This is a genomic window from Streptomyces sp. NPDC017529 (assembly GCF_044329785.1).
Taxonomy (GTDB): Bacteria; Actinomycetota; Actinomycetes; order Streptomycetales; family Streptomycetaceae; genus Streptomyces.
Window position 1 is genome coordinate 276,139 of the sequence record NZ_JBIRJY010000004.1, and the last position, 26,393, is coordinate 302,531.

The 26,393-nt window shown below is 70.5% G+C and carries 20 protein-coding genes; 16 read left to right on the forward strand and 4 right to left on the reverse strand.

Annotated elements, in window-relative coordinates; genetic code table 11:
* The first annotated feature begins 157 nt into the window (after positions 1–157).
* The 6 genes from ACH4K4_RS11950 (at position 158) to ACH4K4_RS11975 (ending at position 7,510) form a co-directional block, all read left to right on the forward strand.
* The gene (locus tag ACH4K4_RS11950; protein ID WP_360127658.1) at positions 158–910 is read left to right on the forward strand and encodes a GntR family transcriptional regulator; all 753 of its coding nucleotides are present in this window, start codon (positions 158–160) and stop codon (positions 908–910) included.
* A gap of 325 nt (positions 911–1,235) precedes the next feature.
* The gene (locus tag ACH4K4_RS11955) at positions 1,236–2,918 is read left to right on the forward strand and encodes an APC family permease (RefSeq protein ID WP_398166699.1); all 1,683 of its coding nucleotides are present in this window, start codon (positions 1,236–1,238) and stop codon (positions 2,916–2,918) included.
* A gap of 261 nt (positions 2,919–3,179) precedes the next feature.
* Complete coding sequence (locus ACH4K4_RS11960; RefSeq protein WP_398166700.1) at positions 3,180–3,359, forward strand: SPOR domain-containing protein; 180 nt, start codon at positions 3,180–3,182, stop codon at positions 3,357–3,359.
* A 40-nt stretch (positions 3,360–3,399) separates the two neighbouring features.
* A complete protein-coding gene (locus ACH4K4_RS11965; protein WP_398166702.1) occupies positions 3,400–3,816 on the forward strand; it encodes a (deoxy)nucleoside triphosphate pyrophosphohydrolase in 417 nt (138 codons plus the stop codon).
* A 359-nt stretch (positions 3,817–4,175) separates the two neighbouring features.
* Positions 4,176–4,565, forward strand: coding sequence for an ATP-binding protein (locus tag ACH4K4_RS11970; RefSeq protein WP_398167180.1), 390 nt, complete (start codon positions 4,176–4,178; stop codon positions 4,563–4,565).
* Positions 4,566–4,726: 161 nt separating this feature from the next.
* Positions 4,727–7,510, forward strand: coding sequence for a SpoIIE family protein phosphatase (locus ACH4K4_RS11975; protein WP_398167181.1), 2,784 nt, complete (start codon positions 4,727–4,729; stop codon positions 7,508–7,510).
* A 62-nt stretch (positions 7,511–7,572) separates the two neighbouring features.
* Here ACH4K4_RS11975 and ACH4K4_RS11980 read toward each other — a convergent pair whose 3' ends face one another.
* From ACH4K4_RS11980 to ACH4K4_RS11995, 4 genes are all read right to left on the reverse strand, one after another.
* Positions 7,573–8,361 (reverse strand): succinate dehydrogenase/fumarate reductase iron-sulfur subunit, encoded by a 789-nt coding sequence (locus ACH4K4_RS11980; RefSeq protein WP_398166703.1) that lies wholly within the window; start codon positions 8,359–8,361, stop codon positions 7,573–7,575.
* Positions 8,358–10,340, reverse strand: coding sequence for a fumarate reductase/succinate dehydrogenase flavoprotein subunit (locus tag ACH4K4_RS11985; RefSeq protein ID WP_398166705.1), 1,983 nt, complete (start codon positions 10,338–10,340; stop codon positions 8,358–8,360). The genes ACH4K4_RS11980 and ACH4K4_RS11985 overlap by 4 nt, the downstream gene beginning before the upstream one ends.
* A 15-nt stretch (positions 10,341–10,355) precedes the next feature.
* Positions 10,356–11,216 carry a hypothetical protein gene (locus tag ACH4K4_RS11990; protein ID WP_398166707.1) on the reverse strand — a complete coding sequence of 287 codons (861 nt, stop codon included), beginning with the start codon at positions 11,214–11,216 and terminating at the stop codon, positions 10,356–10,358.
* 61 nt (positions 11,217–11,277) lie between these two features.
* Complete coding sequence (locus ACH4K4_RS11995; protein WP_398166708.1) at positions 11,278–11,622, reverse strand: hypothetical protein; 345 nt, start codon at positions 11,620–11,622, stop codon at positions 11,278–11,280.
* A gap of 480 nt (positions 11,623–12,102) precedes the next feature.
* Between ACH4K4_RS11995 and ACH4K4_RS12000 the strand changes: the two genes are divergently transcribed.
* From ACH4K4_RS12000 to ACH4K4_RS12045, 10 genes are all read left to right on the forward strand, one after another.
* A complete protein-coding gene (locus tag ACH4K4_RS12000) occupies positions 12,103–14,508 on the forward strand; it encodes an ABC transporter substrate-binding protein (RefSeq protein WP_398166710.1) in 2,406 nt (801 codons plus the stop codon).
* Positions 14,509–14,800: 292 nt separating this feature from the next.
* Complete coding sequence (typA, locus tag ACH4K4_RS12005) at positions 14,801–16,705, forward strand: translational GTPase TypA (RefSeq protein WP_398166712.1); 1,905 nt, start codon at positions 14,801–14,803, stop codon at positions 16,703–16,705.
* Positions 16,706–17,058: 353 nt separating this feature from the next.
* On the forward strand, positions 17,059–17,622 hold the full coding sequence (locus ACH4K4_RS12010) for a hypothetical protein (protein WP_398166714.1): 564 nt from the start codon (positions 17,059–17,061) through the stop codon (positions 17,620–17,622).
* 427 nt (positions 17,623–18,049) lie between these two features.
* Positions 18,050–19,678, forward strand: coding sequence for an ABC transporter substrate-binding protein (locus tag ACH4K4_RS12015; protein WP_398166716.1), 1,629 nt, complete (start codon positions 18,050–18,052; stop codon positions 19,676–19,678).
* A gap of 122 nt (positions 19,679–19,800) precedes the next feature.
* Positions 19,801–20,724: an ABC transporter permease gene (locus ACH4K4_RS12020; protein WP_398166717.1), complete on the forward strand. Its 924-nt coding sequence runs from the start codon at positions 19,801–19,803 to the stop codon at positions 20,722–20,724.
* The gene (locus ACH4K4_RS12025) at positions 20,717–21,643 is read left to right on the forward strand and encodes an ABC transporter permease (protein ID WP_398166718.1); all 927 of its coding nucleotides are present in this window, start codon (positions 20,717–20,719) and stop codon (positions 21,641–21,643) included. Before ACH4K4_RS12020 ends, ACH4K4_RS12025 begins: the two co-directional genes overlap by 8 nt.
* An 11-nt stretch (positions 21,644–21,654) precedes the next feature.
* Positions 21,655–22,692: an ABC transporter ATP-binding protein gene (locus ACH4K4_RS12030; protein ID WP_398166720.1), complete on the forward strand. Its 1,038-nt coding sequence runs from the start codon at positions 21,655–21,657 to the stop codon at positions 22,690–22,692.
* On the forward strand, positions 22,685–23,737 hold the full coding sequence (locus tag ACH4K4_RS12035; protein WP_398166721.1) for an ABC transporter ATP-binding protein: 1,053 nt from the start codon (positions 22,685–22,687) through the stop codon (positions 23,735–23,737). Before ACH4K4_RS12030 ends, ACH4K4_RS12035 begins: the two co-directional genes overlap by 8 nt.
* Positions 23,738–23,926: 189 nt before the next feature.
* A complete protein-coding gene (locus tag ACH4K4_RS12040; RefSeq protein ID WP_398166723.1) occupies positions 23,927–24,592 on the forward strand; it encodes a hypothetical protein in 666 nt (221 codons plus the stop codon).
* A gap of 178 nt (positions 24,593–24,770) precedes the next feature.
* Positions 24,771–26,393 (forward strand): ABC transporter substrate-binding protein, encoded by a 1,623-nt coding sequence (locus tag ACH4K4_RS12045; protein WP_398166724.1) that lies wholly within the window; start codon positions 24,771–24,773, stop codon positions 26,391–26,393.

The following is a 26,393-nucleotide window of genomic DNA, read 5'->3' on the forward strand; positions in this document are numbered from 1 at the left end:
CGGCCGGGAACAGCCGCCTTCCGACGGCCAAGTTCCATGATCACCAGGCCGGTTGAGCTGGGCTTCATCACATCGAGTGAATTACTGGCCCAGGCTTGCGGTCAACAACACGCGGTTGCCAGGCTGTTGCTGACTGTCAAGCTGTTGGGAGGGGCATGTGCCTTTCGGTGAGCAGCCCGCGTACCTCCGCGTCGCCGGCGACCTGCGCCAGAAGATCGTCGAAGGTGTGCTGCCCCCGCACACCCGCCTCCCCTCCCAGGCTCGTATCCGCGAGGAGTACGGCGTCTCCGACACGGTCGCCTTGGAGGCCCGCAAGGTGCTGATGGCCGAGGGTCTGGTCGAGGGCCGCTCCGGGTCGGGGACGTACGTGCGCGAGCAGCCCGTCCCGCGCCGCATCGCCCGCGCCGGCTACCGCACCGGCGTCGGCGCCACGCCCTTCCGCCAGGAGCAGGCCGACGAGCGGGTCAAGGGCACCTGGGAGTCCAGCAGCGAGCGGGAGGAGGCCGATCCGGCCGTCGCGTCCCGGCTGCGCATCCAGGTGGGGGACCGGGTGATGCGGACGCGCTATCTCTTCCGGGCGGAGGGCGAGCCGTCCATGCTCTCCACGTCCTGGGAGCCGCTGGACCTGACCGGGCGCACGCCCGTGATGCTGCCCGAAGAGGGGCCGCTGGCGGGGCGGGGGGTGGTCGAGCGGATGGCGGCCATCGACGTGATCGTGGACAACGTGGTCGAGGAGGTCGGCGCGCGGCCGGGGCTGGCGGAGGAGGCCATGGCGCTGGGCGGGGTTCCGGGGCATGCGGTGCTGGTCATCTCGCGTACGTACTTCGCGGGCGGCCGCCCGGTGGAGACGGCCGATGTCGTGACGCTCGCCGACCGCCACCGGGTGGCCTACCACTTGCCGGTGCACTAGGGGGAAGGGGCGGAGGGGGGAGGCCCCCGCGCGTGCCCAAGCGGCCCCGTCCTCCCGCGCGCGATGCCCCCATCCGTGACGCGCCTCGTCCGGCTGGCCTTCGGCGGACAAGATCGCACGGTGTGTACTGATGCGTAACCCGCCAGTAGCCACCCTGGATATGCGCCTATGTCTGGATTTGAATGGCCAATTGGTGAGTGGGAAACCTCACACACCCTCAGTGGGGAGGGAGTTTTGACCTCGCTTGGGAATCCGATCTTCCAATTCGCTCTTACGATGGCGAAGTTTGTGCACGGCACGGGGGAAGATCAGGAGACCAAGCACGTTGAGCACGACGCAGACCCAGAGCGCGGAGCAGGGCTCCCACTCGAATTACCGACGGTCCCTCGGGACCATTGCCCTGACCGCCACGGGTCTTGGGTCGATCATCGGTTCCGGCTGGCTCTTCGGGGCCGAGCGGGCCGCCGCCATCGCTGGTCCCGCCGCCATCCTCGCCTGGGTCATCGGCGCGGTCGTCGCGCTCACGATCGCCCTCACGTACACCGAGCTGGGCTCGATGTTCCCCAAGGCGGGCGGCATGGTCCGCTACGGCCAGTACTCGCACGGTTCGCTCGCCGGCTACCTCGCCGCCTGGGCGAACTGGATCGCGATCGTCTCCGTCATACCCGGGGAGGCCACGGCCTCCGTTCAGTACATGAGCTCCTGGGACTTCGGGTGGGCGCAGGCCCTCTACGACGGCAAGGAGCTGACCGGCAGCGGTGTCGCGGTCGCCAGCGTCCTGCTGGTCTTCTACTTCTTCCTGAACTGGTTCGCGATCTCGCTCTTCGCGAAGACCAACACCGCGATCACGATCTTCAAGGTCGTCGTACCGATCCTGACCGCGAGCGCGCTGATGATGGCGCACTTCGACACGAGCAACATCAAGGACCACGGCGGCTTCACGCCCAACGGGTGGAGCGCGGTCTTCTCCGCCGTCGCCCTCTCCGGCATCGTCTGGGCCTACAACGGCTTCCAGTCGCCGCTGAACATGGCCGGTGAGGCCCGTAACCCGGGCAAGTCGCTGCCCAAGGCGGTCGTCTACTCGATCGTGATCGCGCTCGTCATCTACGTAGCGCTCCAGGTCGCCTTCCTGATGGCCGTCCCCGGCGGCAAGCTGGAGTCCGCCGGCGGCTGGGCCCACCTCGGCTACAACTCGCCGCTGGCCGACCTCGCCGTCGCCTGGGGCCTGAACTGGCTGGCGCTGCTGCTGTACGCGGACGCGTTCGTCTCCCCGTCGGGTACGGGCATGATCTACGCGGCCACCACCTCGCGCATGATCCAGGGCGTGCAGGAGAACGGGCACCTGCCCAAGATCTTCGGCCGGGTGGACAAGAAGACCGGTGTACCGCGTCCGGCGCTGGTCCTGAACCTGTTCATCGCCTTCCTCTTCCTCGCGGTCTTCCGCGGCTGGGGCTCGCTTGCCGAGATCGTCTCGGTGGCCACCGTGATCTCGTACATCACCGGGCCGGTCGCGGTGATGTCGCTGCGCCGCCTCGCGCCGGACCTCAAGCGGCCGGTGAAGCTGCGGATCATGCCGGTCATCGCGCCGATCGCGATGGTCTTCGGTTCGCTGGTCCTGTACTGGGGCCGCTGGCCGCTCACCGGCAAGGTCATTCTGATCATGGCCGTCGGCCTGCCGGTCTGGGCCTGGTACGAGCTGCGCAAGCCGTGGGCCGAGCTGAAGCCGCACCTGAAGGCGGGCGCCTGGATGGTGGCGTACCTGCTGGTCATGGCGTGTGTGTCGTACATGGGCGGCACGGAGTTCGGCGGCAAGGGCTACCTGGCGCCGGGCTGGGACATCGTCGTGGTCGCGGTGATCGGCCTGGTCTTCTACTGGTGGGGCGTCCGCAGCTCCTGGCGCAACCCGACGCTGCTGGCGGCCGAGGCGGAGTCGCTGGCGGCGATCGAGGCCGAGAAGGCCGGGGAGCAGGCCGCGTCCGGCGCCAAGTGCGAGGCGGGCACGTCCTGACGGTCGCGCAGGGCATCTTCCGACGGGCGTCGTCGGCGGCAGTGGCCGCCGGCGGCGCCCGTTCGTGTGTGGGCGCGGGGGTGAGCGGGGGCCGTGCGCCGTCCCGCGTCGTGTTCGATGGCCGGTTCGGTATCTCTTTGTGCAAAGGCGTATCCGGTGCGTAAAGGTCGGGCGTAGGCTCGGGCATATGCGGCATGCGGTTTCGGTAACAGGCCAGGAGGGGCGCGCGACGGCGCGCTGGACGGCGGACGGAGGGGCGCGATGACCGACAGTGGCGCGGTGCTGCCCTGGCTCGTCATTCGCCAGGACGAGGGCGGCAATCGCTATCGCGTCGGCCGCTACGCCACCCGCACGGAAGCGGAACAGGTGGCCGACCGGCTCGACACCCGCCGGCACGGGCAGCTGTACGTCGTGGAGCGGGTGGGGCACGCCACCGCCTGACGCGAAAGGGGCGGTGGCGGCGGGACGTAGGCTGCCGCTCATGACGAACGTGCGTGTGGTGGTGGGTGGTGCGGTGCTCGACCGGGGGCGGCTGCTGGCCGCGCGGCGCAGTGCGCCCGCCGCGCTGGCCGGCCGCTGGGAGCTGCCCGGCGGCAAGGCGGAGCCCGGCGAGACGCCCGAGGAGGCGCTCACGCGCGAGCTGCGGGAGGAACTGGGAATCGAGGTCGAGCCGCTGGAACGGATTCCGGGGGAGTGGGCGCCGCGCCCCGGCCTCGTGCTGTGGGTCTGGACGGCCCGCCTGGTGTCCGGCGAGCCGCGGCCCCTCCAGGACCACGACGCGCTGCGCTGGCTGGCGCCGGGCCAGGAGCACGAGGTCGACTGGCTCGACCAGGACCGCCCGGCGGTCGCCGAGGCGATGCGGCGCCTCGGCCCCTCGTACGCGTCCGGGCGCGTCTGAGCCGGCTCCTGCCCCGTACGGGCGCGTCGCCCGGCCGCGTGCCGGTTCCCCCGTACGGGCCGATCATCGGATGGGGCGGGGTCCCTCGTACGGGGCTGCCCGCCGGGGCGGGCGGCGCGCCGGAGAGCCCCGCGGCGTACCAGGCGTACGCTACGGGGTCCCGCCCGCCTCGGTACGCCGTTTGTGCCACAGTGCGCCATTGAGGGCGATATTGAAGCCCTGATACCGGGTATGTGCTGTTTACCCCCTCAAGACGGACAATCCGGAGGGTGTTCGCACCGGGCTGGGAAGTGATCGGCGTGAGCGACAGCGCAGCGGCAGGGGCCCAGGAATCCTCCCCCTACGCGCCCCGGCGCGGTGTGATCTCCGGTTCTCCCATCGCCGAGTGGAGCTTTCCGGCCGAGCCGGGCTCCGCGCGCACCGCCCGTGCCGCGGTGCGCGAGGCCCTCGGGGACTGGGGCCTGGACTCCGCCGCCGACCTCACCGTCCTGCTCGTCAGCGAGCTGGTCACCAACTCGCTGCGCTACGCCAGCGGGCCCATCGGCCTGCGCATGGTCCTCAAGAGCGGGGGCAACCTGCTCGTCGAGGTGTCCGATCCGCTGCCCGATCCGCCGCGGGAGCGGACGGCGACGCCGGAGGACGAGGGCGGCCGTGGGTTGCAGCTGGTGGCGTGCACATCGCTGCGCTGGGGCACCCGGCACGGCAGGACAGGTAAAACAGTGTGGTTCGAGCTGTCTGTGGCGGGTTAGGAGTCTGGTGGCGGCCTGATCGTTGCCGTTTCATTGACATTCTGTGGACGGCCTGCGATCGAGACTGTGCTGTGATCGTGAAGACCGTGTTCCGGATAGCCGCGGTGCTGGATACTCGGCTCGTCCGGTCCGGGCACGATGAGCTGGAGGGGACGGGGCTCGTGAGCGAGAAGTCATCTGGCGGGGCAGGACCCGCGCAGCCGGCCGGGCCGGGTGGTAAGGACGGCCCGGCACGGCCCGCGGGGCCCGACGGCCCGGAAGGCCCGCCGATATGGCAGAGCAGCCCACCCGGCTCCATTTACGACTACATCCGCGTCGCGTCGTTCTCCCTCGGCCCCGACGGGCGCATCGACCGGTGGAGCGAGCGCGCCGCGGAGATGCTCGGCATCCCCGCCAGGGACGCCGTCGGCAAGGACCCCGTGGCCGCGTTCGTGCCGCACGAGCTGCACGACCGGGCGCACCGCACGGTCTCGGAGATCCTGGACGGCCGGGAGTGGACCGGCCTGGTCCCGTACCGCACGCGCGGCGCCAACGGAACCGGCACGCCGGACGCGGACCACGGCCGGCTCGCGGAGATCTACGTGATGCCGTCCGAGACGGCGGCCGGCGAGCGCGCGGCGGTCTGCCTGGTCGTGGACGTCCGCGCGCTGCGGGGCATCGAGACCGACCTGGCGGCCTCCCAGGCCGTTTTCGGCCAATCTCCCATGGGGTTTCTCCTCTTCGGCACGGACCTGCGGATCCGGCGTGTCAACGAGCGCTTCGCGACCGTCTTCGGCGGTCCGGCGGCCAGGTACAGCGGCGGCGGACCGCACGACTTCCTGCCGCGTACCGAGGCGGAACGGCTCAACGCGGCGCTGCGGCGGGTGCTGGACACGGGCGAGCCGGTCGCGGAGATGCAGCTCGTCGGCACGGTTCCGGCGGCCCCGGCCGTTCCCGCGCAGGCCACCGAGTCCCCCTCCCCTGCGGGCTCCGCCTCCGGCCCGACGGAGGCCGACCGCCGCCGCTGGTCCGTCTCCCTGTACCGCCTGCACGGCGCCAGCGGCCGCCCCATCGGCGTCGCCGCGCTGGCCGCCGACGTGACGGGCCGGCGGCGGGCCGAGCGGGAGGCCGCCAGCGCCCGCCGCAACCTGGCGCTGCTCAACGAGGCCGGCGCGCGGATCGGCAACTCCCTCGACCTGGAGACCACCGCCCGCACGCTCCTGGACGTGGCCGTGCCGCAGTTCTGCGACCTGGCCTCCGTGGACCTCTACCAGGGGCTGCTGGCCGGTGACGAGGCGCCGCCGGGCATGGCCGACGGCAGTGCCGAGCTGCGCCGGGTCGCGTTCGCCAGCGCCGTGTCCGACGCGCCGCTGGCCACCACGACCTGTTGCGTACCCGAGGGCGAGGCCGGTCCGGTGGCGGTCGGCGCCGTCCACCGGTACCCGTTCAACTCCCCGTGCGCGGGCGCGCTGCGCACCGCCCAGGCGCAGATCATCCCGGGCCGGGAGAACGAGGAGGGGCCCGAGCTGGGCGCGGTGGTCCACTCGACGCTCGCCGTGCCGATGGTCGCCCGCGACACGGTCGTCGGGCTGGTGCAGTTCTCCCGTACCAAGGGCAGCGAGTCCTTCGGCGAACGCGACACCGCCCTCGCCGTCGAGCTGGCGGCGCGCGCCGCGGTCTGTATCGACAACGCCCGCCTGTACCGCCGGGAGCACGAGCGCGCGCTGATCCTGCAGCGCAGCCTGCTGCCGCCGGGCGACCCCGAGGCGGCGGGCCTGGACATCGCCTGCCGTTACCTGCCGGGGACCACCGCGACCGAGGTCGGCGGCGACTGGTTCGACGTCATCGAGCTGCCCGGCCACCGCACCGCGCTCGTCGTCGGCGACGTGATGGGGCGTGGGCTGCGCGCGGCCGTCGCGATGGGCGAACTGCGTACCGCCGTACGGACCCTGGCGCTGCTCGACATGGAACCGGCCGAGGTGCTCTCCGCGCTCGACGAGATCGCACGCGGGCTCGGCGCGGCCGGCGGCGGCGCCCGGACGACCGCGCGTGCCCCGCGCAGCCGGTCGGCGGGTCCCGCCGGGGCGTCCGCCGACCCCTCCGCCGAGGCGCCGCGCGCGGGTTCCGGCACCGCCGACCTCTCCGAGGTCTACCTCGCCACCTGTGTCTACGCCGTGTACGACCCGATCAGCCGGCGCTGTACGTTCGCCAACGCCGGGCATCTGCCGCCCATCCTGGTCGAGGACGGCGAAGACGCCCTGCTGCTGGACGTACCGCCCGGAATGCCGCTCGGCGTGGGCGGCGAGCCGTTCGAGGAGACCGAGGTCGAACTGCCCGACGGGGCGCTGCTCGCCCTCTACACGGACGGCCTGGTCGAATCCCGCGACCACCCGCTGGACGAGGGCCTGCGCGCCTTCCAGACGGCCCTGTCGGAGGCCGGGCGCCCGCTGGAGGACGTCTGCGACCACGTACTGAACGCGCTGGACACCCGGCACGGCGAGGACGACATCGCGCTGCTGATGGCCCGCGTGCACGGCCTGCCCAAGGACTCGGTCGGCGACTGGAACCTGGCCCCCGAGGCCCGCTCGGTGGCCCGCGCCCGCGAGCTGGCCCGCGACCAGCTCACCGACTGGGGCCTGGAGGCCCTGGTCGACACGACGGAGCTGCTCGTCAGCGAGCTGGTCACCAACGCGCTGCGGCACGGCCACGGCGAGATCCGGCTGCGCCTGCTGCTGGACCGCACCCTGGTGTGCGAGGTCTGGGACGCGGACCTGGCGCAGCCCCGCCGCCGCCGGGCCCGCGACACGGACGAGGGCGGCCGCGGCCTCCAGCTCGTCGGCCTGCTCAGCGCCGGCTGGGGCAGCCGCCGTACCCCCCGCGGCAAAACCGTGTGGTTCGAGCTTCCCCTGCCCGACGGCGACACCGCCATCCCCGACCCGGCGGACGCCTTGCTCAGCCTGTTCTGAGGGGCCTCGGTGCCCGGCCGGGCACCGAGGGCAGTGGCCAGTCGGGCGCCGAGCGGCGGTGGCTAGTCGGTGCCGTTCCGTCGCCTGATCTTGTTACCCAGCCACACCAGCGGGTCGTACTTGCGGTCGGCCGCGCGCTCCTTCAAGGGGATCAGGGCGTTGTCGGTGATCCTGATGTGCTCGGGGCAGACCTCGGTGCAGCACTTGGTGATGTTGCAGTGGCCGAGGCCGTGCTCGTCCTGGGCGGCGCGTTTGCGGTCGAGGCCGGATTCGGGGGCCGCGTCCAGGGGGTGCATGTCCAGCTCCGCGATCCGCATCAGGAAACGGGGGCCGGCGAAGGCGGTCTTGTTCTCCTCGTGGTCGCGGACGACGTGGCAGGTGTCCTGGCACAGGAAGCACTCGATGCACTTGCGGAACTCCTGGGAGCGGCCGACGTCCTCCTGCCGCATCCGGTACTCGCCCGGTCCGAGGCCCGGCGGTGGTACGAAGCTGGGGATCTCGCGGGCCTTGGCGTAGTTGAAGGAGACGTCCGTGACCAGGTCGCGGACGACCGGGAAGGCCCGCATCGGGGTGATGGTGACCGTCTCGTCGCGGGCGAAGACGGACATGCGGGTCATGCACATCAGACGGGGCCGCCCGTTGATCTCCGCACTGCACGAGCCGCACTTGCCCGCCTTGCAGTTCCAGCGGACGGCGAGGTCGGGGGCCTGGGTGGCCTGGAGGCGGTGGACGATGTCGAGGACCACCTCGCCGTCGTTGACCTCGACGCGGAAGTCCTCCAGGCCGCCGCCGTCCGCGTCGCCCCGCCAGACCCTGAAGTGCGCCTTGTAGGCGTCGGACTGCGCGCTCACCGGTTCGTCTCCTCGTCGTCCGCGGTTCCTGGTGCCCCCGCCGCGCCCGCCGCCAGTTCCTCGTCCGTCAGGTACTTCGCCAACTCGTCCCGTTCGAAGAGGCCGAGGAGGTCGGTACGGATGGGCGGGGTCTCGCGGCGGGTGAGGCTGATCTGTCCGACGGCCGGGTCCTGCGGCGGGAGTTCCGCGCCGTTCTCGGCCAGCTCGCAGACCAGGTTGATCCGGCGCCACCGCCGGTCCATCTCCGGGTGGTCGTCCCGGGTGTGCCCGCCGCGGGACTCCCTGCGTTCCAGCGCGGCCCGCGCCACGCACTCGCTGACCAGCAGCATGTTGCGCAGGTCGATGGCCAGGTGCCAGCCCGGGTTGTACTGCCGGTGGCCCTCGACGCCGGCCCGGCGGGCCCGTACCCGCAGGTCGGCGAGGCGCTCCAGGGCCTCTTCCATCTCGCCCTGCTTGCGGATGATGCCGACCAGGTCGTTCATCGCCTGCTGGAGTTCCTGGTGGAGGGTGTACGGGTTCTCGGCGGGGCGTCCCGTGTGGCGGGCGTCGGGCCCCTCGGCGCTGAACGGGCGCAGCGCCTCCGCCTCCGCGGCGTCGAGCTGGAGCGGGTCGGCGGCCGGCCGCCCGCTGGCGCGGGCGTGCTCGGCCGCGTACCGGCCCGCCCGGCGGCCGAAGACCAGCAGGTCGGACAGGGAGTTGCCGCCGAGCCGGTTGGAGCCGTGCATGCCGCCGGCCACCTCGCCCGCGGCGAACAGGCCGGGGACGCCGGTGGCGGCCGCGGTGTCCGGGTCGACCTCCACGCCGCCCATCACGTAGTGGCAGGTCGGCCCGACCTCCATCGGCTCGGCGGTGATGTCCACGTCCGCCAGCTCCTTGAACTGGTGGTGCATGGAGGGCAGCCGCCGCCGGATGACCTCGGCCGGCATACGGGTGGAGACGTCGAGGAAGACACCGCCGTGCGGGGAGCCGCGGCCCGCCTTGACCTCGGCGTTGATGGCGCGCGCGACCTCGTCGCGGGGCAGCAGTTCGGGCGGGCGGCGGTTGTGGTCGGGGTCGTCGTACCAGCGGTCGCCCTCGTCCTCGGACTGGGCGTACTTCTCCTTGAAGACGTCCGGGATGTAGTCGAACATGAAGCGCTTGCCGTCGCTGTTGCGCAGCACGCCGCCGTCGCCGCGGACGGATTCGGTGACCAGGATGCCCTTGACGGAGGGCGGCCAGACCATGCCCGTCGGGTGGAACTGGACGAACTCCATGTTGATCAGCGGGGCCCCGGCGAGCAGCGCGAGCGCGTGCCCGTCACCGGTGTACTCCCAGGAGTTGGACGTCACCTTGAAGGACTTGCCGATGCCGCCGGTCGCCAGGACCACCGAGGGGGCCTGGAGGACGAAGAAGCGGCCGGACTCACGTTCGTAGCAGAAGGCGCCGGCCACCCGGCCCTCGTCCTTGAGCACGCGGGTGACCGTGCACTCCTGGAAGACCTTCAGGCGGGCGTCGTACGCGCCGTGTTCCCGCTCGTCCTCCTGCTGGAGGGAGACGATCTTCTGCTGGAGGGTGCGGATCAGCTCCAGGCCCGTACGGTCGCCGACGTGCGCGAGGCGCGGGTACTCGTGGCCGCCGAAGTTGCGCTGCGAGATCCGGCCGTCGGGGGTGCGGTCGAACAGCGCGCCCCAGGTCTCCAGCTCCCAGACCCGCTCCGGCGCCTCGCGGGCGTGCAGCTCCGCCATCCGCCAGTGATTGAGGAACTTGCCGCCCCGCATGGTGTCGCGGAAGTGCACCTGCCAGTTGTCGCCTTCGTTGACGTTGCCCATGCTGGCCGCGATGCCGCCCTCGGCCATGACCGTGTGGGCCTTGCCGAACAGCGACTTGCAGATCACGGCCGTACGCATGCCCTGTTCACGGGCCTCGATGGCGGCGCGCAGCCCGGCACCGCCCGCGCCCACCACGACAACGTCCCACTCCTGCCGGTCGAGCTGCGTCATCACAAGGCACCCTTCCTAGAAGAAGCGCGGGTCGTCGAAGGCCCCGGTGGCGAGCAGGAAGACGTAGAAGTCGGCGGCGGCCACGCTGATCAGCGAGGCCCAGGCGAGGGCCGCGTGCCGCGCGTTCAGCTTGCCGACCCAGCCCCACAGGCGGTAGCGCACCGGGTGTTGGGAGAAGTGCCGCAACCGGCCGCCGATGATGTGCCGGCAGGAGTGGCAGGAGAGGGTGTACGCCCAGATCAGGATGATGTTGACGAGGAAGACGAGGGTGCCGAGGCCCATGTGGCCCCACGCGTAGTGCGCGTCACGGAAGGTGAGCGCGGTGTCGTAGGTGAGGATGCCCGCGACGAGGACCGCGAAGTAGAAGAAGTAGCGGTGGACGTTCTGCAGGATCAGCGGGAAGCGGGTCTCGCCGGTGTACTTCTTGTGCGGCTCGGCGACCGCGCAGGCCGGCGGGGAGGCCCAGAAGCCGCGGTAGTACGCCTTGCGGTAGTAGTAGCAGGTCAGCCGGAAGCCCAGCGGGAAGATCAGGATCAGCAGGGCGGGGGACAGGCCCCACCAGCTGCCGAACACCTCCCAGTTGGGGCCGCCGCGCATGGGGTGGCAGTTCTCCGCCAGGCACGGCGAGTAGAACGGCGAGACGTACGGTGCCGCGTAGTAGTCCGCGTTCGCGAAGGCCCGCCACGTCGAGTACACGACGAAGGCGAACAGGCCCGCCGCGGTCGTGGCCGGGTACAGCCACCAGCGGTCGGTCCGCAGGTGGCGGGCGGGGATCGCGGCGCGCGAAGGGGCGTGCACGCCGGTGCCGGACGGGCCGGCCGCGCGCTTCGCGGCGCTTGCGTCGGTATGCGGTTGGGGTTCGGTGCCAGTGGCCAACGTCGGTCTCCGTGGACGGCTGTCTGGGGGTGGGACGTGCGGCGTGGGGCGGCGCGCGGGGCTACGGCGCCCGGCGGTCGCGCGCGCCGAGACCCTCGTCCTCCGCGTCGGCCCACAGGGCGGCGTCGTACGGCGCGTCCGGGATGGTCACCATCTCGGGGCCGGGCACGGGGGCGCGGCCGGTACGCGGGGCCGCGCCGGTGCGCGAAGCGGCGGAGGGCAGCCCGCGGGGCGGATCTCCCGCGCCCTCCCGCAGCAGTTGCAGGCTCTCGCGCAGGTGGTCGGTGTCACTGCGCACGCGGCGCATCTCCAGCCCGCCGCCGACCCGTCGCTCCAGTCGTCCCACCGACCGTTCCAGGTCGTCCAAGTGGCGCTGAACTGCCGTCAGATCGTCCTGCAGGGACATGACTTGCCCTCACCTCCGCGGGTGTGGTCGGCGTCATTCCGGCCGGGTCCGGACCCAAGGGCCGGGTGCAGCGGCGTGCGCCTGCGAGTGTCGCGCGTCACAGTCGCGATTGGGAAGGGATCTGCCGCGATTGCGGAACCGGACCGGCGCGTTTCGGCGGGTGTGCGCCGTCGGCCCGTGCCGGGGGACGTGCTTTTGTACGGCGTTTCGTACGTCCGCCGGCGCCGGTCCGTACGCCGTCCCCGGCCGGCGGACCCGCGGGCACGCGGCGCGCCCCCACCGGGACCGGGAGCGGTTCCGGTTGGGCCGGGCGGGTGGCCTTCACGGCGGCGGCCGACGTGTCGCCCGCCCGTACGGGCGGAGGTCGCCTTCAGTGGGGGAGCCATAGATGTGATGAGCCGCAAAGTCGGCCGAACGTGATCCGTGGCCCCGCGGCCCGCCGCGGCGGCGCGGCGCGGGCGAGCCCCGGAGGTAACCGCCATGACCCACCCCGTCAGCTCAGGCCGCGCGGCCTGCCGCGGGCGCCGCTGCGCCGCGCTCGTCGCTGCCGGAGTGCTGCTGCCGCTGCCGGTGCTGACCGGCTGCGGCGGGGGTGACGACTCCGAGGAGGCCGGTCCCGCCTCCCGGGACATCGCCGTCACCGCACGCGACCAGGTGCGCCGGGGCGGCACGCTGCGCTGGGCGGTGGACGCGGCGCCCGCCACCCTGAACGCCTTCCAGGCGAGCGCCGACGCGGCCACCCGGCGCGTCACCGACGCGGTACTGCCCCGGCTGTTCACGCTGGACGAGCGCGGGCGCGCCCAGCGCAACGCGGACTACCTGGACGCCGCCGACGTCACCGAGCGGGAGCCCCGGCAGAAGGTCCTGTACAAGATCAACCCGAAGGCGCGGTGGAGCGACGGACGGCCGGTCGGCGCCGAGGACTTCGTCGCGCAGTGGAAGGCGCTGCGCGGCAAGGACAACGCGTACTGGACCGCGCGCAACGCCGGGTACGACCGCATCGAGAAGGTGGCGCGGGGCGGGAACGCGCACGAGGTCGAGGTGACCTTCACCAAGCCGTACGCCGACTGGACGTCGCTGTTCACGCCGCTGTACCCGAAGAGCGTCACGGGCAGCGCGGACGCCTTCAACGACGGCGCGCGCGAGCAGCTCAAGGCGGTCGCCGGGCCGTTCGCGGTGGCGGGCGGGGACAAGGCGGCCGGCACCGTCACCCTCGTACGCAACCCGAAGTGGTGGGGCGCGCCCGCCAAGCTGGACAAGGTGGTGCTGACGGCGCTGCCGCGCGAGAAGCGGGCCGCGGCGCTGGCCGCCGGGGCCGTGGACCTGGCCGAGGTGGACCCGGCCGACGCGCAGAAGATCGCCGCGGCGCGGAAGCCGGCGGCGTCCGGGTCGGCGAGCGCGGGGTCGCCGGCGGGGTCGCCGGCGGGGTCCCCGGACGCGGGCTCGACCGGCGCCGGTTCGCCGGACGGCGCGTCGCCCGAGGCCGAGCACGTCGAAGGCGCCGAACACGAGGCAGGCGGCTCCCCGGGGCCGCGCGGCGACGACGCGCCGCCGCGCCGCGCGCCCACCACCGAGCGGGACGCGCTGCGCCGCTACACCGTCCGCAAGGCCCTCGAACCCGCCTACACACAGCTCGCCCTGAACGGCAGCACCAGCCCGCTCAACGACGAACGCGTACGCCGCGCGGTGGCCCGCGCCGTCGACCGGCAGAAGCTGGCCGACACCGTCCTCAAGCCGCTCGGCCTGCCGAACCAGCCGCTCGGCAGCCACCTGCTGATGGCGGGCCAGCCCGGATACGAGGACAACAGCGGCGCCCTGGGCGGCCCGGACACCAAGGCCGCGCAGGCGATGCTGGCCGAGGCGGGCTGGCGGGCGCCGGGCGGCGCTCCCGTGCAGTCGCGGCAGCCGGGGCCGCAGCAGGAGCCGGAGAAGAAGGCGGACGCCGGCAAGGGCGCCGCCGGCGACGGCAAGGCGGGCGCCGTGCGCAGGGGCGCCGCACCGGCCGCGCCGCTGTCCTCCGCCGGTGTGCGGTCAGCCGACATCCAGCGGTCCGCGCTGCTGCGGCAGAGCGCCACCCTCTACAAGGACGCGGCCGCGAACCGCCGGGCCGCGGCCGACGCGGACACGGCCTCCCCGGCGTACGCGGACTACCGGCGGTACGAGCAGCTGGCGTCCTACGCGCTGCGCTCCGCCGAGGCGATCGAGGTGGCCCCGGTGCCCGGCAGCCAGGGCGCCGGTGCGGAGCAGGCCGCCGGGGACGGGACGGCCGACGGCAAGCCGGAGCAGCCGGCGGACCCGGCCGCCTGGGTGGACGCCGGCAACGCCGACCCCGCGGCGCGCGGCCCGGCCCCCGCCCTCAAGAAGGACGGCAAGCCGCTCGTCCTGCGCTTCGTGCTCCCGGACGGCGCCGGCTCCGAGCGGCTGCGCGACGTGGCCGGACGGATCTCCGCGATGCTCGCCCGGATCGGTGTGCAGACCGCCGTGCAGAAGGTGCCCGGCAAGAGCTACTTCGAGGACCACATCGCCTCGGGCGACTACGACCTGGCGCTGTACACCTGGCCGGGCTCCGCCTACCCCGCCACCGACGGCCGCCCGATCTACGCCAAGCCGCAGCCGGCGGCGGACGGCAGCCTCACCGTCGAGCAGAACTACACCAGGGTCGGCACCGACCACATCGACCAGCTCTTCGACCAGGCCGCCGCCGAACTGGACGCGGACGCCTCCCGGGAGCTGGTCGAGCGCGCCGACGCCCGCATCTGGGCCGCGGCCGGCTCCGTACCGCTCTACCAGCGCCCCGAGATCGTCGCGGCGCGGAACGATGTGGTCAACGCGGGCGCCTTCGGGTTCGCGACCCCGCGCTTCGCGGACATCGGGTACAAGAGGTGACGTAGCGGGCCGGCCGGGACGGGCGGCCGTCCGTCCCGGCCGGGTGCGCCCGGCGCGGTTACGGGGGGACGGCATCCAGGCGGCCGCGCGGCGAAGGGGGCGTGCGCGCCCGGCGTACGGCGCCTGTTCGAATATGCATCGACGCAGGTCAGGGCCGGTTCGTGCGACCTGGCGCTGCCGAAGCCGCGCCAGCCCCGTACCATGGGGTGAGGCCGTGGCGTCTTCATGCCCGGCAGGCACACGTACCGGACCGTACGTGCCGCCATCCACGATCCGGGAGAAGCGCCGCAGTATGCCCACGCGCCACGACATTCGTAACGTCGCCATCGTCGCTCACGTCGACCACGGCAAGACCACGCTGGTCGACGCCATGCTCAAGCAGGCCGGCTCCTTCGCCGCGCACGCAGCCGAGTCCCTCGACGACCGCATGATGGACTCGAACGACCTGGAGCGTGAGAAGGGCATCACGATCCTGGCCAAGAACACGGCGGTGAAGTACCACCCCAAGGATGGCGGCGACGTCATCACCATCAACATCATCGACACCCCCGGCCACGCCGACTTCGGTGGCGAGGTCGAGCGCGGCCTGTCGATGGTGGACGCGGTCGTGCTGCTGGTGGACGCCTCCGAGGGCCCGCTGCCGCAGACCCGCTTCGTGCTGCGCAAGGCGCTGGACGCGAAGATGCCGGTCATCCTGTGCATCAACAAGACCGACCGCCCGGACTCCCGGATCGCCGAGGTCATCGACGAGACCTACGACCTGTTCCTGGACCTGGACGCGGACGAGGACCAGATCGAGTTCCCGATCGTCTACGCCTGCGCCCGCGACGGCGTCGCCTCGCTGACCAAGCCCGAGGACGGCACGGTCCCGCAGGACAGCACCAACCTGGAGCCCTTCTTCAGCACCCTGCTGGAGACCGTCCCGGCCCCCGAGTACGACGAGTCGGCGCCCCTCCAGGCCCACGTCACCAACCTGGACGCGGACAACTTCCTCGGCCGTATCGCGCTGCTCCGCGTCGAGCAGGGCGAGCTGCGCAAGGGCCAGACCGTGGCGTGGATGAAGCGCGACGGGTCGGTCCAGAGCGTGCGCATCACCGAGCTGATGATGACCGAGGCGCTCACCCGCAAGCCGGCCGAGGTGGCGGGCCCCGGTGACATCTGCGCCGTCGCCGGTATCCCCGACATCATGATCGGCGAGACGCTGGCCGACCCGGAGAACCCGGTCGCGCTGCCGCTGATCACGGTCGACGAGCCCGCGATCTCGATGACCATCGGCACCAACACCTCGCCGCTGGTCGGCCGCGGCGGCACCGGCAAGGGCGCGGACGCCAAGGCCGCGACCAAGGACCGCAAGGTCACCGCCCGCCAGGTCAAGGACCGCCTGGACCGCGAGCTGATCGGTAACGTCTCGCTGCGCGTGCTGGACACCGAGCGCCCCGACGCCTGGGAGGTGCAGGGCCGCGGTGAGCTGGCGCTGGCCATCCTGGTCGAGCAGATGCGCCGCGAGGGCTTCGAGATGACCATCGGCAAGCCGCAGGTGGTCACCAAGGAGGTCGACGGCAAGACCTACGAGCCGGTCGAGCGCATGACGATCGACGTGCCCGAGGAGCACATGGGCGCCGTCACGCAGCTCATGGGCGTCCGCAAGGGCCGGATGGACAACATGTCCAACCACGGCTCGGGCTGGGTCCGCATGGAGTTCGTCGTCCCGTCCCGCGGCCTGATCGGCTTCCGTACGGAGTTCCTGACCAACACCCGCGGCACCGGCATCGCGCACTCCATCCACGAGGGCCACGAGCCCTGGTTCGGCACCCTGACGACCCGCAACAACGGTTCGCTGGTCGCCGACCGGGCCGGCGCGGTCACCGCCTTCGCGATGACCAACCTCCAGGAGCGCGGTGTGCTCTTCACCGAGCCGGGCACCGAGGTGTACGAGGGCATGATCGTCGGTGAGAACTCGCGCTCCGACGACATGGACGTGAACATCACCAAGGAGAAGAAGCTCACCAACATGCGCTCCTCCTCGGCCGACTCGTTCGAGGCGATCGTGCCGCCGCGCAAGCTCTCCCTGGAGCAGTCGCTGGAGTTCTGCCGCGACGACGAGTGCGTCGAGGTCACCCCGGAGGCCGTCCGCATCCGCAAGGTCGTCCTGGACCAGAAGGAGCGCGGCCGCACCGCTTCGCGCGCCAAGCGGTAACACCGCGCCCGGCCCCGAGAGGGCCCGGTCGATTTCATGACGAGGAGCGCCCCGACGGCCGGAAAGCCGTCGGGGCGCTCCTCGCTTTTCCGCAGGCATTTCGCGGTGCTTTTCATTTGAGGTCGCGGCATGTTTTCCGGTTTGCGCGGAAACATCGGGACGAAAGGGCAACAGTCCGTCCCTGCCGCCCCATAGCGGCGCCGGGCGGCGTTGTGGTCTCGTAAAACAGTGATCTGCCGGCCCTTTTTCATTGATCTCCGTCAAGGCGCTCGTCTAGCGTCCTTGGTGACCAAACAGCACGACATCCCGCCCGGGAAACCGGGGCGGGACTGTTTATATGCGGGGAGATTTGTATGCGGCACAGGGGGAAGAAGGCGGCACTCGCGGCGGCGGCGGCGTGCGGCATGGCCGTGGTGATGGGCGCGGAGCCGGCTTCGGCGGCGATCAAGCCCGGCTCCACGGAGACGGCGGCGATGAGCACCCCGAACAACTCGATCACGACCAGCCTCGCGGGAGTCGACCACCGCGGTGGCGAGGGCTGTCTGAAGACCGCGCTCTTCACGGGGCGGGTGACGTGGCACCTGGGCAAGGTCACCAAGAGCAGCATCGAGGTCAAGTCCATTGACGTGAAGTTCCAGGGCCTGCGCGGGGCCGGGATGGGCGGCTACTACCTGGTGGGCGGCGACGGGAAGGCGGCGTGGAAGACGACGTGGCGGCCCGCGCCGTACAAGCCGAGCAAGGAAGACTCGCGGAACTACAAGATCAACAAGACGGTGGCGGCGAGCCCGGGCAAGCCGATGCAGCTGACCCTGCCGTTCACCACGGAACAGGCGCCCAGCGGTGAGCCCGTCAGCTGCTACGGGCAGGGCACCTTCCTGTTCCAGCTGAAGCCGGGCAAGTACACCTCGCACGACTGAGACCGGGCGGCCGGTACGCGTGAGCGAAGTGCCCGCCGGGCCGCGACGGCCCGGCGGGCACATTACTGTGCGTGACCGGCCTCCGGAGGTCGCGACTCCTGGTGGAAGTTGTTCGACCACTGTCCGTATTGAGAACGCCACGCGTCACAACCGGCCTCCGGGAGTCCGTTTTGCGGCTACCTGGACTGATTGATTTGTCCGGATTCCGAACGTACGGCAAACGGATGTGACCAAACCGAGACCCCTTACACGTGGTTTATGGGGCGAACGTGACTGAGACTGGGGTGCATTGAGCTCGGGTCAATGGGTCACGCGCTGTGGGGAGCGCCGACTCACGAGCAGCAGGGGCTGGTCGCTGGCTGTCAGGGGTGTCAGCTGCGGGCGGCTCCTTTCCATGAAGTGAATGGACTCATGAGGAGGCAGTCCCATGCGCGGTGCCAAGAGCGCCATCTGGGTCGCAGGTGCGATAGCCATTGCCATGACGGCAACGGCTTGCGGTGGAAGCAGCGGAAGTTCGGGGGCCAACGCCGGATTCATCCGGGCCAACTGGGGTGACCCGCAGAACCCGCTGGAGCCTGCGAACACCAACGAGGTGCTCGGCGGCAAGGTGCTGGATCAGATCTTCATGAATCTGAAGGAGTACGACCCCAAGACGGGCGAGGCCAAGGACGCGGCCGCCGAGTCCATTGACACCAAGGACGCCCAGAACTTCACGATCAAGATCAAGAAGGGTCTGAAGTTCTCCAACGGCGAGCCGCTCACGGCCAAGTCGTTCGTGGACGCCTGGAATTACGCGGCGCTGGCCACCAACAAGCAGAAGAACGCCTACTTCTTCTCCGACATCGAGGGTTACGACAAGACCTCCCCCGAGGACGGCAAGCCGACCGCCCAGACGCTGTCCGGCCTGAAGGTCGTGGACGACACCACCTTCACCGTCAAGCTCAGCAAGAAGTTCGGCACCTGGCCGGTCCGCCTGGGTTACAAGGCGTTCGCACCGCTGCCCAAGCTGTTCTTCGACAAGCACGAGGAATACCTGAAGAAGCCGGTCGGCAACGGCCCGTACGCCGTGGAGTCGTACGAGCGGGGCAAGCTGATGAAGCTGGTCCCGAACGAGCACTACGCCGGTGTGCACAAGCCGAAGAACAAGGGTGTGCTGCTCCAGGTCTTCACCGACTCCAACGCCGCGTACGCCGCCCTCCAGGCCGGCAACCTCGATGTCGACGACGACATCCCGGCGGAGCAGATCAAGAACGCCAAGAACGACCTCAAGGGCAACTACCTCACCCAGCCCGCGGGTATCTACCAGGCCGTCACCTTCCCGTTCTACAAGCCGGAGTGGAACAAGCCGGGTATGGAGAAGGTCCGCAAGGGCATCTCCATGGCGATCGACCGCAAGAGCATCACGGACAAGATCTACAACGGCACCCGTACGCCCATGGTCGACCTCACCTCCCCGGTGCTCGGCGAGGCCGGCGGTTACGACAAGAACATGTGCGGCGACGTCTGCACCTACAACCCGACCGAGGCCAAGAAGCTCATCGAAGAGGGCGGCGGCATCCCCGGCGGCAAGCTGACCATCAGCTACAACGCCGACAAGGACTCCCACAAGCAGTGGGCGGACGCGGCCTGCAACAGCATCAACGCGGCCCTCGGCAACGACAACACGTGCGTGGGCAACCCCGTCGGCACCTTCGGTGACTTCCGCAACCAGATCACCAAGGGCGAGATGAACGGGCCGTTCCGTGCCGGCTGGCAGATGGACTACCCGCACATCGAGAACTTCCTCACCCCGCTGTACGCGACGGGGGCCAGCTCCAACGACGGCAAGTGGAGCAACAAGGAATTCGACAAGCTGATGGACGAGGCCGCCGCCGAGACGGACATCAAGAAGGCCACCGACATCTACAAGCAGGCCGAGAAGCTCGTCATCCAGGACGCGGTGAACATCCCGCTCTTCTACCAGAACGGCACCGTCGGCTGGTCGGAGAAGGTCTCCGACGTTGCCCTCAACCCCTTCAGCTTCCCCGTCTTCAGCGACATCAAGGTCAAGAGCTGATCCGACGCAGCCGCCCCTGAGCGGGGCGCGCAGAAAATAACCGCTTACGGCGGCAGGGGGCAGTCGGTACCCGCACTCGACGGGTCCGGCTGCTCCCGCGTCGGCGCTTTCCTGGAGGACACATGGGGCGCTACGTCATACGACGACTGCTCCAGATGGTGCCCGTCTTCATCGGCACCACTTTCTTGATCTTCGTCATGGTCTACGCGATCGGCGATCCCATCGCCGCCATGTTCGGAGACCGGACACCGGACCCGGCCACCGCCGCGGCGATCCGGGAGTCCCTGCACCTCAACGACCCGTTGTGGAGCCAGTACCTGCAATACATGGCCGGGATCTTCCAGGGCGACTTCGGTACGTCCTTCAACGGCACCCCGGTCGTGGAACTGATGGGCAACGCCTTCCCGAACACCATCAGACTGACGCTGGTCGCGTTCGTCATCGAGCTGGTGGTCGGCCTGACGCTCGGCGTCATCGCGGGCCTGCGCCGCGGGCGGCTCGTGGACACCGGCGTGCTGGTCTTCACGCTGCTGGTGATCTCGATCCCGACGTTCGTCACCGGATACGTGCTGCAGTACTTCGTCGGCGTGAAGCTCGCCTGGGCCGCCCCCGCGGTCTCCATCGACGCCACCCTGGACGAACTGCTGCTGCCCGGCATCGTGCTGGCGGGTGTCTCGCTGGCCTACGTCTCCCGGCTCACCCGGACCTCGATCGCGGAGAACCTGCGCTCGGACTACATCCGCACCGCCACCGCCAAGGGCCTGCCGCGCCGCCGGGTGGTCACCGTCCACCTGCTGCGCAACTCGCTGATCCCGGTCGTCACCTTCCTCGGCACCGACATCGGCGGCCTGATGGCCGGCGCCGTCGTCACCGAGCGGATCTTCAACATCCAGGGCGTCGGATACCAGCTGTACCAGGGCATCCTGCGGCAGAACTCACCGACCGTGGTGGGCTTCGTGACCATCCTCGTGGTCGTCTTCCTCGCCGCCAACCTGCTCGTCGACCTGCTTTACGCGGTCCTGGACCCGAGGATCCGTTATGCCTGACACCGAGACCTCCGTGCACAGCCAGGCCCCCGTGGCCGCGGCCGAGATCGTCAGCGTGGAGCTGAAGGCGGACAAGCCCCGCAGCCTGTGGGGCGACGCCTGGCGCGACCTGCGGCGCAACCCCGTCTTCTACATCTCAGCCGTGCTGATCCTCTTCCTGGTCGTCGTCTCGATCTGGCCGAGCCTGCTGACCAGCACCAGCCCGTACGCCTGTGACATCACCCGGTCCAAGCAGGGCGCGACCGACGGCCACCCCTTCGGCTTCAACGCCCAGGGCTGCGACGTCTACGCCCGCACCGTCTACGGCGCCCGGGCCTCGGTCGTCGTCGGCGTGTGCACGACCCTGCTCGCCGCCGCGTTCGGCTGCCTGATGGGCGGCCTGGCCGGCTTCTTCGGCGGCTGGTGGGACTCGATCCTCTCCCGGATCGGCGACATCTTCTTCGGCATCCCGATCCTCCTCGGCGGCATCGTCTTCCTGTCCGTCATCAAGGGCGGCTCGATCTTCACCGTGGTGCTGCTGATGGCGATCCTGGGCTGGCCGCAGATCGCCCGTATCGCGCGTGGCTCGGTGATCACCGCCAAGCAGCAGGACTACGTGCAGGCGGCGCGGGCCCTGGGCGCGAGCACCTCGCGCATGCTGCTGCGGCACATCACGCCGAACGCCCTGGCGCCGGTCATCGTCGTGGCGACCATCGCGCTCGGTACCTACGTCTCCCTGGAGGCCACGCTGTCGTTCCTGGGCGTCGGCCTCAAGCCGCCGACGGTCTCCTGGGGCATCGACATCTCCACCGCCGCCACGGACGTGCGCAACGCGCCGCACATGCTGCTCTACCCGGCGGGCGCCCTGAGCATCACCGTTCTGGCGTTCATCATGCTCGGCGACGCGGTGCGCGACGCCCTCGACCCCAAGCTGCGCTGAGGGAGGCGTACGTGACCACGATCTCAAAGACCGCGGACGTTCCCGCGCCGCGGGCCGAGGACAAGAGCGAGGGCAACCTGCTCGAAGTCCGCGACCTGCACGTGGAATTCCATACCCGCGACGGTGTCGTCAAGGCCGTCAACGGCGTCAACTACAGCGTCGCCGCGGGCGAGACCCTGGCGGTGCTCGGCGAGTCCGGCTCCGGCAAGTCCGTGACGGCCCAGGCCATCATGGGCATCCTCGACATGCCGCCGGCCAAGATCCCGCAGGGGGAGATCCTCTTCCGCGGGCAGGACATGCTGAAGATGTCCGGCGAGCAGCGCCGCAAGATCCGCGGCGCCAAGATCGCCATGATCTTCCAGGACGCGCTGTCCTCGCTCAACCCGGTGCTCAGCGTGGGCTACCAGCTCGGCGAGATGTTCCGGGTCCACCAGGGCCTGAGCAAGAAGGACGCCAAGGCCAAGGCCATCGAGCTGATGGACCGGGTGAAGATCCCGGCCGCCGCGAACCGGGTGGGCGACTACCCCCACCAGTTCTCCGGCGGTATGCGCCAGCGCATCATGATCGCCATGGCGCTGGCCCTGGAGCCCGACCTGATCATCGCGGACGAGCCGACGACGGCCCTCGACGTGACCGTCCAGGCGCAGGTCATGGACCTGCTCGCGGACCTCCAGCGCGAGTTCAACATGGGCCTGATCCTGATCACCCACGACCTGGGCGTGGTCGCGGACGTCGCCGACAAGATCGCGGTGATGTACGCGGGCCGGATCGTCGAGCACGCACCCGTGCACGAGCTGTACAAGAACCCCGCGCACCCGTACACGCGCGGCCTGCTCGACTCCATCCCGCGCCTGGACCAGAAGGGCCAGGAGCTGTACGCGATCAAGGGCCTGCCGCCCAACCTGCTCGACATCCCGCCGGGTTGCGCGTTCAACCCGCGCTGCCCGAAGGCGCAGGACGTCTGCCGCGCGGAGGTGCCGCCGCTGCACACCGTCGCCGACGGCCGCGGCAGCGCGTGCCACTTCTGGGAGGAAACGATCAATGGCTGAGCCGAAGAAGGACACGCGGCGCGAGCCCATCCTCGAAGTCCGCAACCTGGTCAAGCACTTCCCGCTCACCCAGGGCATCCTGTTCAAGAAGCAGGTCGGCGCGGTCAAGGCCGTGGACGGCATCTCCTTCGAGCTGTACCAGGGCGAGACGCTCGGCATCGTCGGCGAGTCCGGCTGTGGCAAGTCCACGGTCGCCAAGCTGCTGATGAACCTGGAGCGGGCCACCTCCGGCGAGGTCTTCTACAAGGGCCAGGACATCACCAAGCTGTCCGGGCGCGCGTTGAAGGCCGTACGCCGCAACATCCAGATGGTCTTCCAGGACCCGTACACCTCGCTCAACCCGCGGATGACGGTCGGTGACATCATCGGCGAGCCCTTCGACATCCACCCGGAGGTGGCCCCGAAGGGCGACCGGCGCCGCAAGGTGCAGGACCTGCTGGACGTCGTCGGCCTCAACCCCGAGTACCTCAACCGCTACCCGCACCAGTTCTCCGGCGGCCAGCGCCAGCGCATCGGCATCGCCCGCGGCCTCGCGCTCAACCCGGAGATCATCATCTGCGACGAGCCGGTCTCGGCGCTGGACGTGTCCGTACAGGCGCAGGTCATCAACCTGATGGAGAAGCTCCAGGACGAGTTCAACCTCTCCTACCTCTTCATCGCCCACGACCTGTCGATCGTCCGGCACATCTCGGACCGGGTCGGGGTCATGTACCTCGGCAAGATGGCGGAGATCGGCAGCGACGAGCAGATCTACGACCACCCGACGCACCCGTACACGCAGGCGCTGCTCTCCGCGGTCCCCGTCCCGGACCCCGACGCGCGCGAGGGCCGCGAGCGCATCATCCTGACCGGCGACGTACCGTCCCCGGCCAACCCGCCGTCCGGCTGCCGGTTCCGTACCCGCTGCTGGAAGGCGCAGGACAAGTGCGCCGAGGAGACGCCGCTGCTGGCCGTCCCCGAGCGGTTCGCCGGCACGGACACCCCGGCCGCGCACGACTCCGCCTGCCACTTCGCGGAGGAGAAGGACGTGGTGGGAGCGGCGTAACGGCTCCTTCGCAGCACCGCGCGAGCGCCCGGACCGGACGGTCCGGGCGCTTTCGTTTCGGCGGGCACGTGCCGCACCGGCCGTGGTGCCGTCCCTGGGTGATCCACAGGCGGGGCGGCGGCGGGCGGCGCAGACTGGAGGGGGAAGGGTGTAGCGCTGGGCAGGGTGAGGCCGATGAGGCGCCACGGAATGACAGGTTCCGCCGCGCTGCTCGCGGCAGCGGCGGCGATGGCCGCCTTGAGCGGCTGCGGGCCGTCCGGCGGAGACCGGCCGGGCGGGGCCGGACCGACGGTGACCCATACGCGTACGGTCACCGGGGAACCGGCGCCCGAGTCCTCCGGCAGCGGCACCGGGAAGGGGCCCGGCTCCTCCCCCGGGGAAACCGCCACCGAACGGGATGCCGCCTCCGTCGTCGAGGACTACTACGCCGCCGTCAACGCCCGCGACTACCGCCGCGCCTGGGACCTCGGCGGCAAGAACCTCGGAGGTTCCTACTCGGCGTTCGTGTCGGGCTTCGCGGACACCGCCCACGACACCGTCCGCGTCGTCGGAGTGAGCGGCGGCACGGTGAAGGTGACGCTCGACGCCGAGCAGCGGGACGGGTCGGTGCGGTCCTTCGCCGGTACGTACACGGTCCGGGACGGGATGATCACCGCCGCCGACATACGGGCGGTGCCCGGCCCCTCGCCGAGCGGCGGGAGCGGGACCGGGCCTTCCTATCCGCCCGGTCCGCCGGCCGGCGTACCCGATGTGGACTGCTCCGACCTGCACGGTCCCGTCGACGTGCGCTCTGCGGACCCGCATCGCCTCGACCGGGACGGTGACGGCATCGGGTGCGAGCCGGCCGACAAGTGACACGCCCCCGGGCGGAGGTGCGCGGACGTCCGCAGCCGCCTCGGAAGATCGCTCGTACGGGGGGTTCTGGGACGTGTTGCGGCCGGAAGGCCGGTGGCGGGGCGCGGGAGGTGCCAGGTTGGGGCCGGTAGGCCGGGCGGGTGGGTGCCCGGGGCCGCAGCTCTGAGGAGGCAGCTCGTTGCGCAAAGCCTTGCGCGTCGGTTCGGCGTTCTTCGCGGTCACCGCGGTCGCCCTTGCGGCCGCCGCGTGCGGCGGGGGTGACCAGGACCCCAGTGTCGTACGGGCGTCCTGGGGCGATCCGCAGAACCCGGTGGAGCCGGCCAACACCACCGACGTGCAGGGCGGCAAGGTGATGGACCTGGCGTTCAGAGGGCTCAAGCGGTACAACCCGCGGACCGCCGTTCCCGAGAACATGGTCGCCGAGTCGGTCGAATCCTCCGACGCGCGGAATTTCACCGTGAAGATCAAGCCTGGATGGTCCTTCAGCAACGGTGAGAAACTGACGGCGCGTTCCTTCGTCGATGCCTGGAATTACGGGGCCCTGGTGAGCAACCGGCAGCAGGGTGCGCCTTTCTTCAGTTATGTGGAGGGGTACGAGGAGGTGCACCCGGAGGGGACGGGCGCCAAGCCCACGGCGCGGACGATGCGCGGGCTGCGGGTGCGGGACGAGCTGACCTTCACGGTGCGGCTGAACCAGAAATTCGGCCGGTGGCCCGACATGCTGGGCTACAACGCGTTCCTGCCCCTGCCGCGGTCTTTCTTCACCGATCACGAGGGGTGGCTGGCGAAGCCCGTCGGCAACGGCCCGTATGCCGTGCAGTCGTACGCCAAGGGCGGGATCATGCGGCTGCGGACGTGGCAGGGATATCCCGGCCCGGACAAGGCGAAGAACGGCGGGGTGGACCTACAGGTCTACACGGACAACGACACCGCTTACACCGATTTGATGGCGGGGAACCTGGACCTCGTCGACGACGTGCCGGCCTCGCAGCTCAAACATGTGCACAAGGACCTGGCGGGGCGGTACATCAACCAGCCGGCGGGAATCATCCAGACCCTGTCGTTCCCGATGTACGACGCGCAATGGAACAAGCCCGGGGTGGAAAAGGTCCGGCGGGGCATTTCCATGGCCGTCAACCGGCCGGCGATCACCCGGCAGATCTTCCGGGGCACGCGTACGCCGGCCACCGACTGGACCGCGATGGCGCTGGGGGAGTCCGGCGGCTACCGGGCGGGGCTGTGCGGGACGGCGTGTACGTACGATCCCGCGGCGGCCAGGAAGCTGGTCGCCGAAGGGGGCGGCATTCCGGGCGGCGCGATGAAGGTGACGTACAACGCGGACACCGGGTCGCACAAATTGTGGGTGGACGCGCTGTGCAACAGCGTCAACAAGGCGCTGCGGCGGCATGTGTGCGACGGAAACCCGATGGGGACCTTCGCCGACTACCGCGGCAGGGTCACCGGAAAGAAGATGAGCGGGCCGTACCGGGCCGGCTGGCAGATGGACTATCCGCTCATCCAGACGTTTCTGCAGAGCCAGTATTTCACCGGTGCGTCGTCCAACGACTCGGGCTGGAGCAACAAGGAGTTCGACCGGCTGGTGAGCCGGGCGAACGCGGAGAGCGGGCAGCGGCAGGTGAACGACACCTACCACCAGGCCGAGCGGATTCTCGCCCGGGAGATGCCCGCCATTCCGCTCTGGTACCAGAACGGGAGCGGCGGGTATTCCGACCGGGTGGGGCAGGTCGCCCTGAATCCCTTCAGCGTTCCGGTGTACGACCAGATCACCATCAAGGACTGA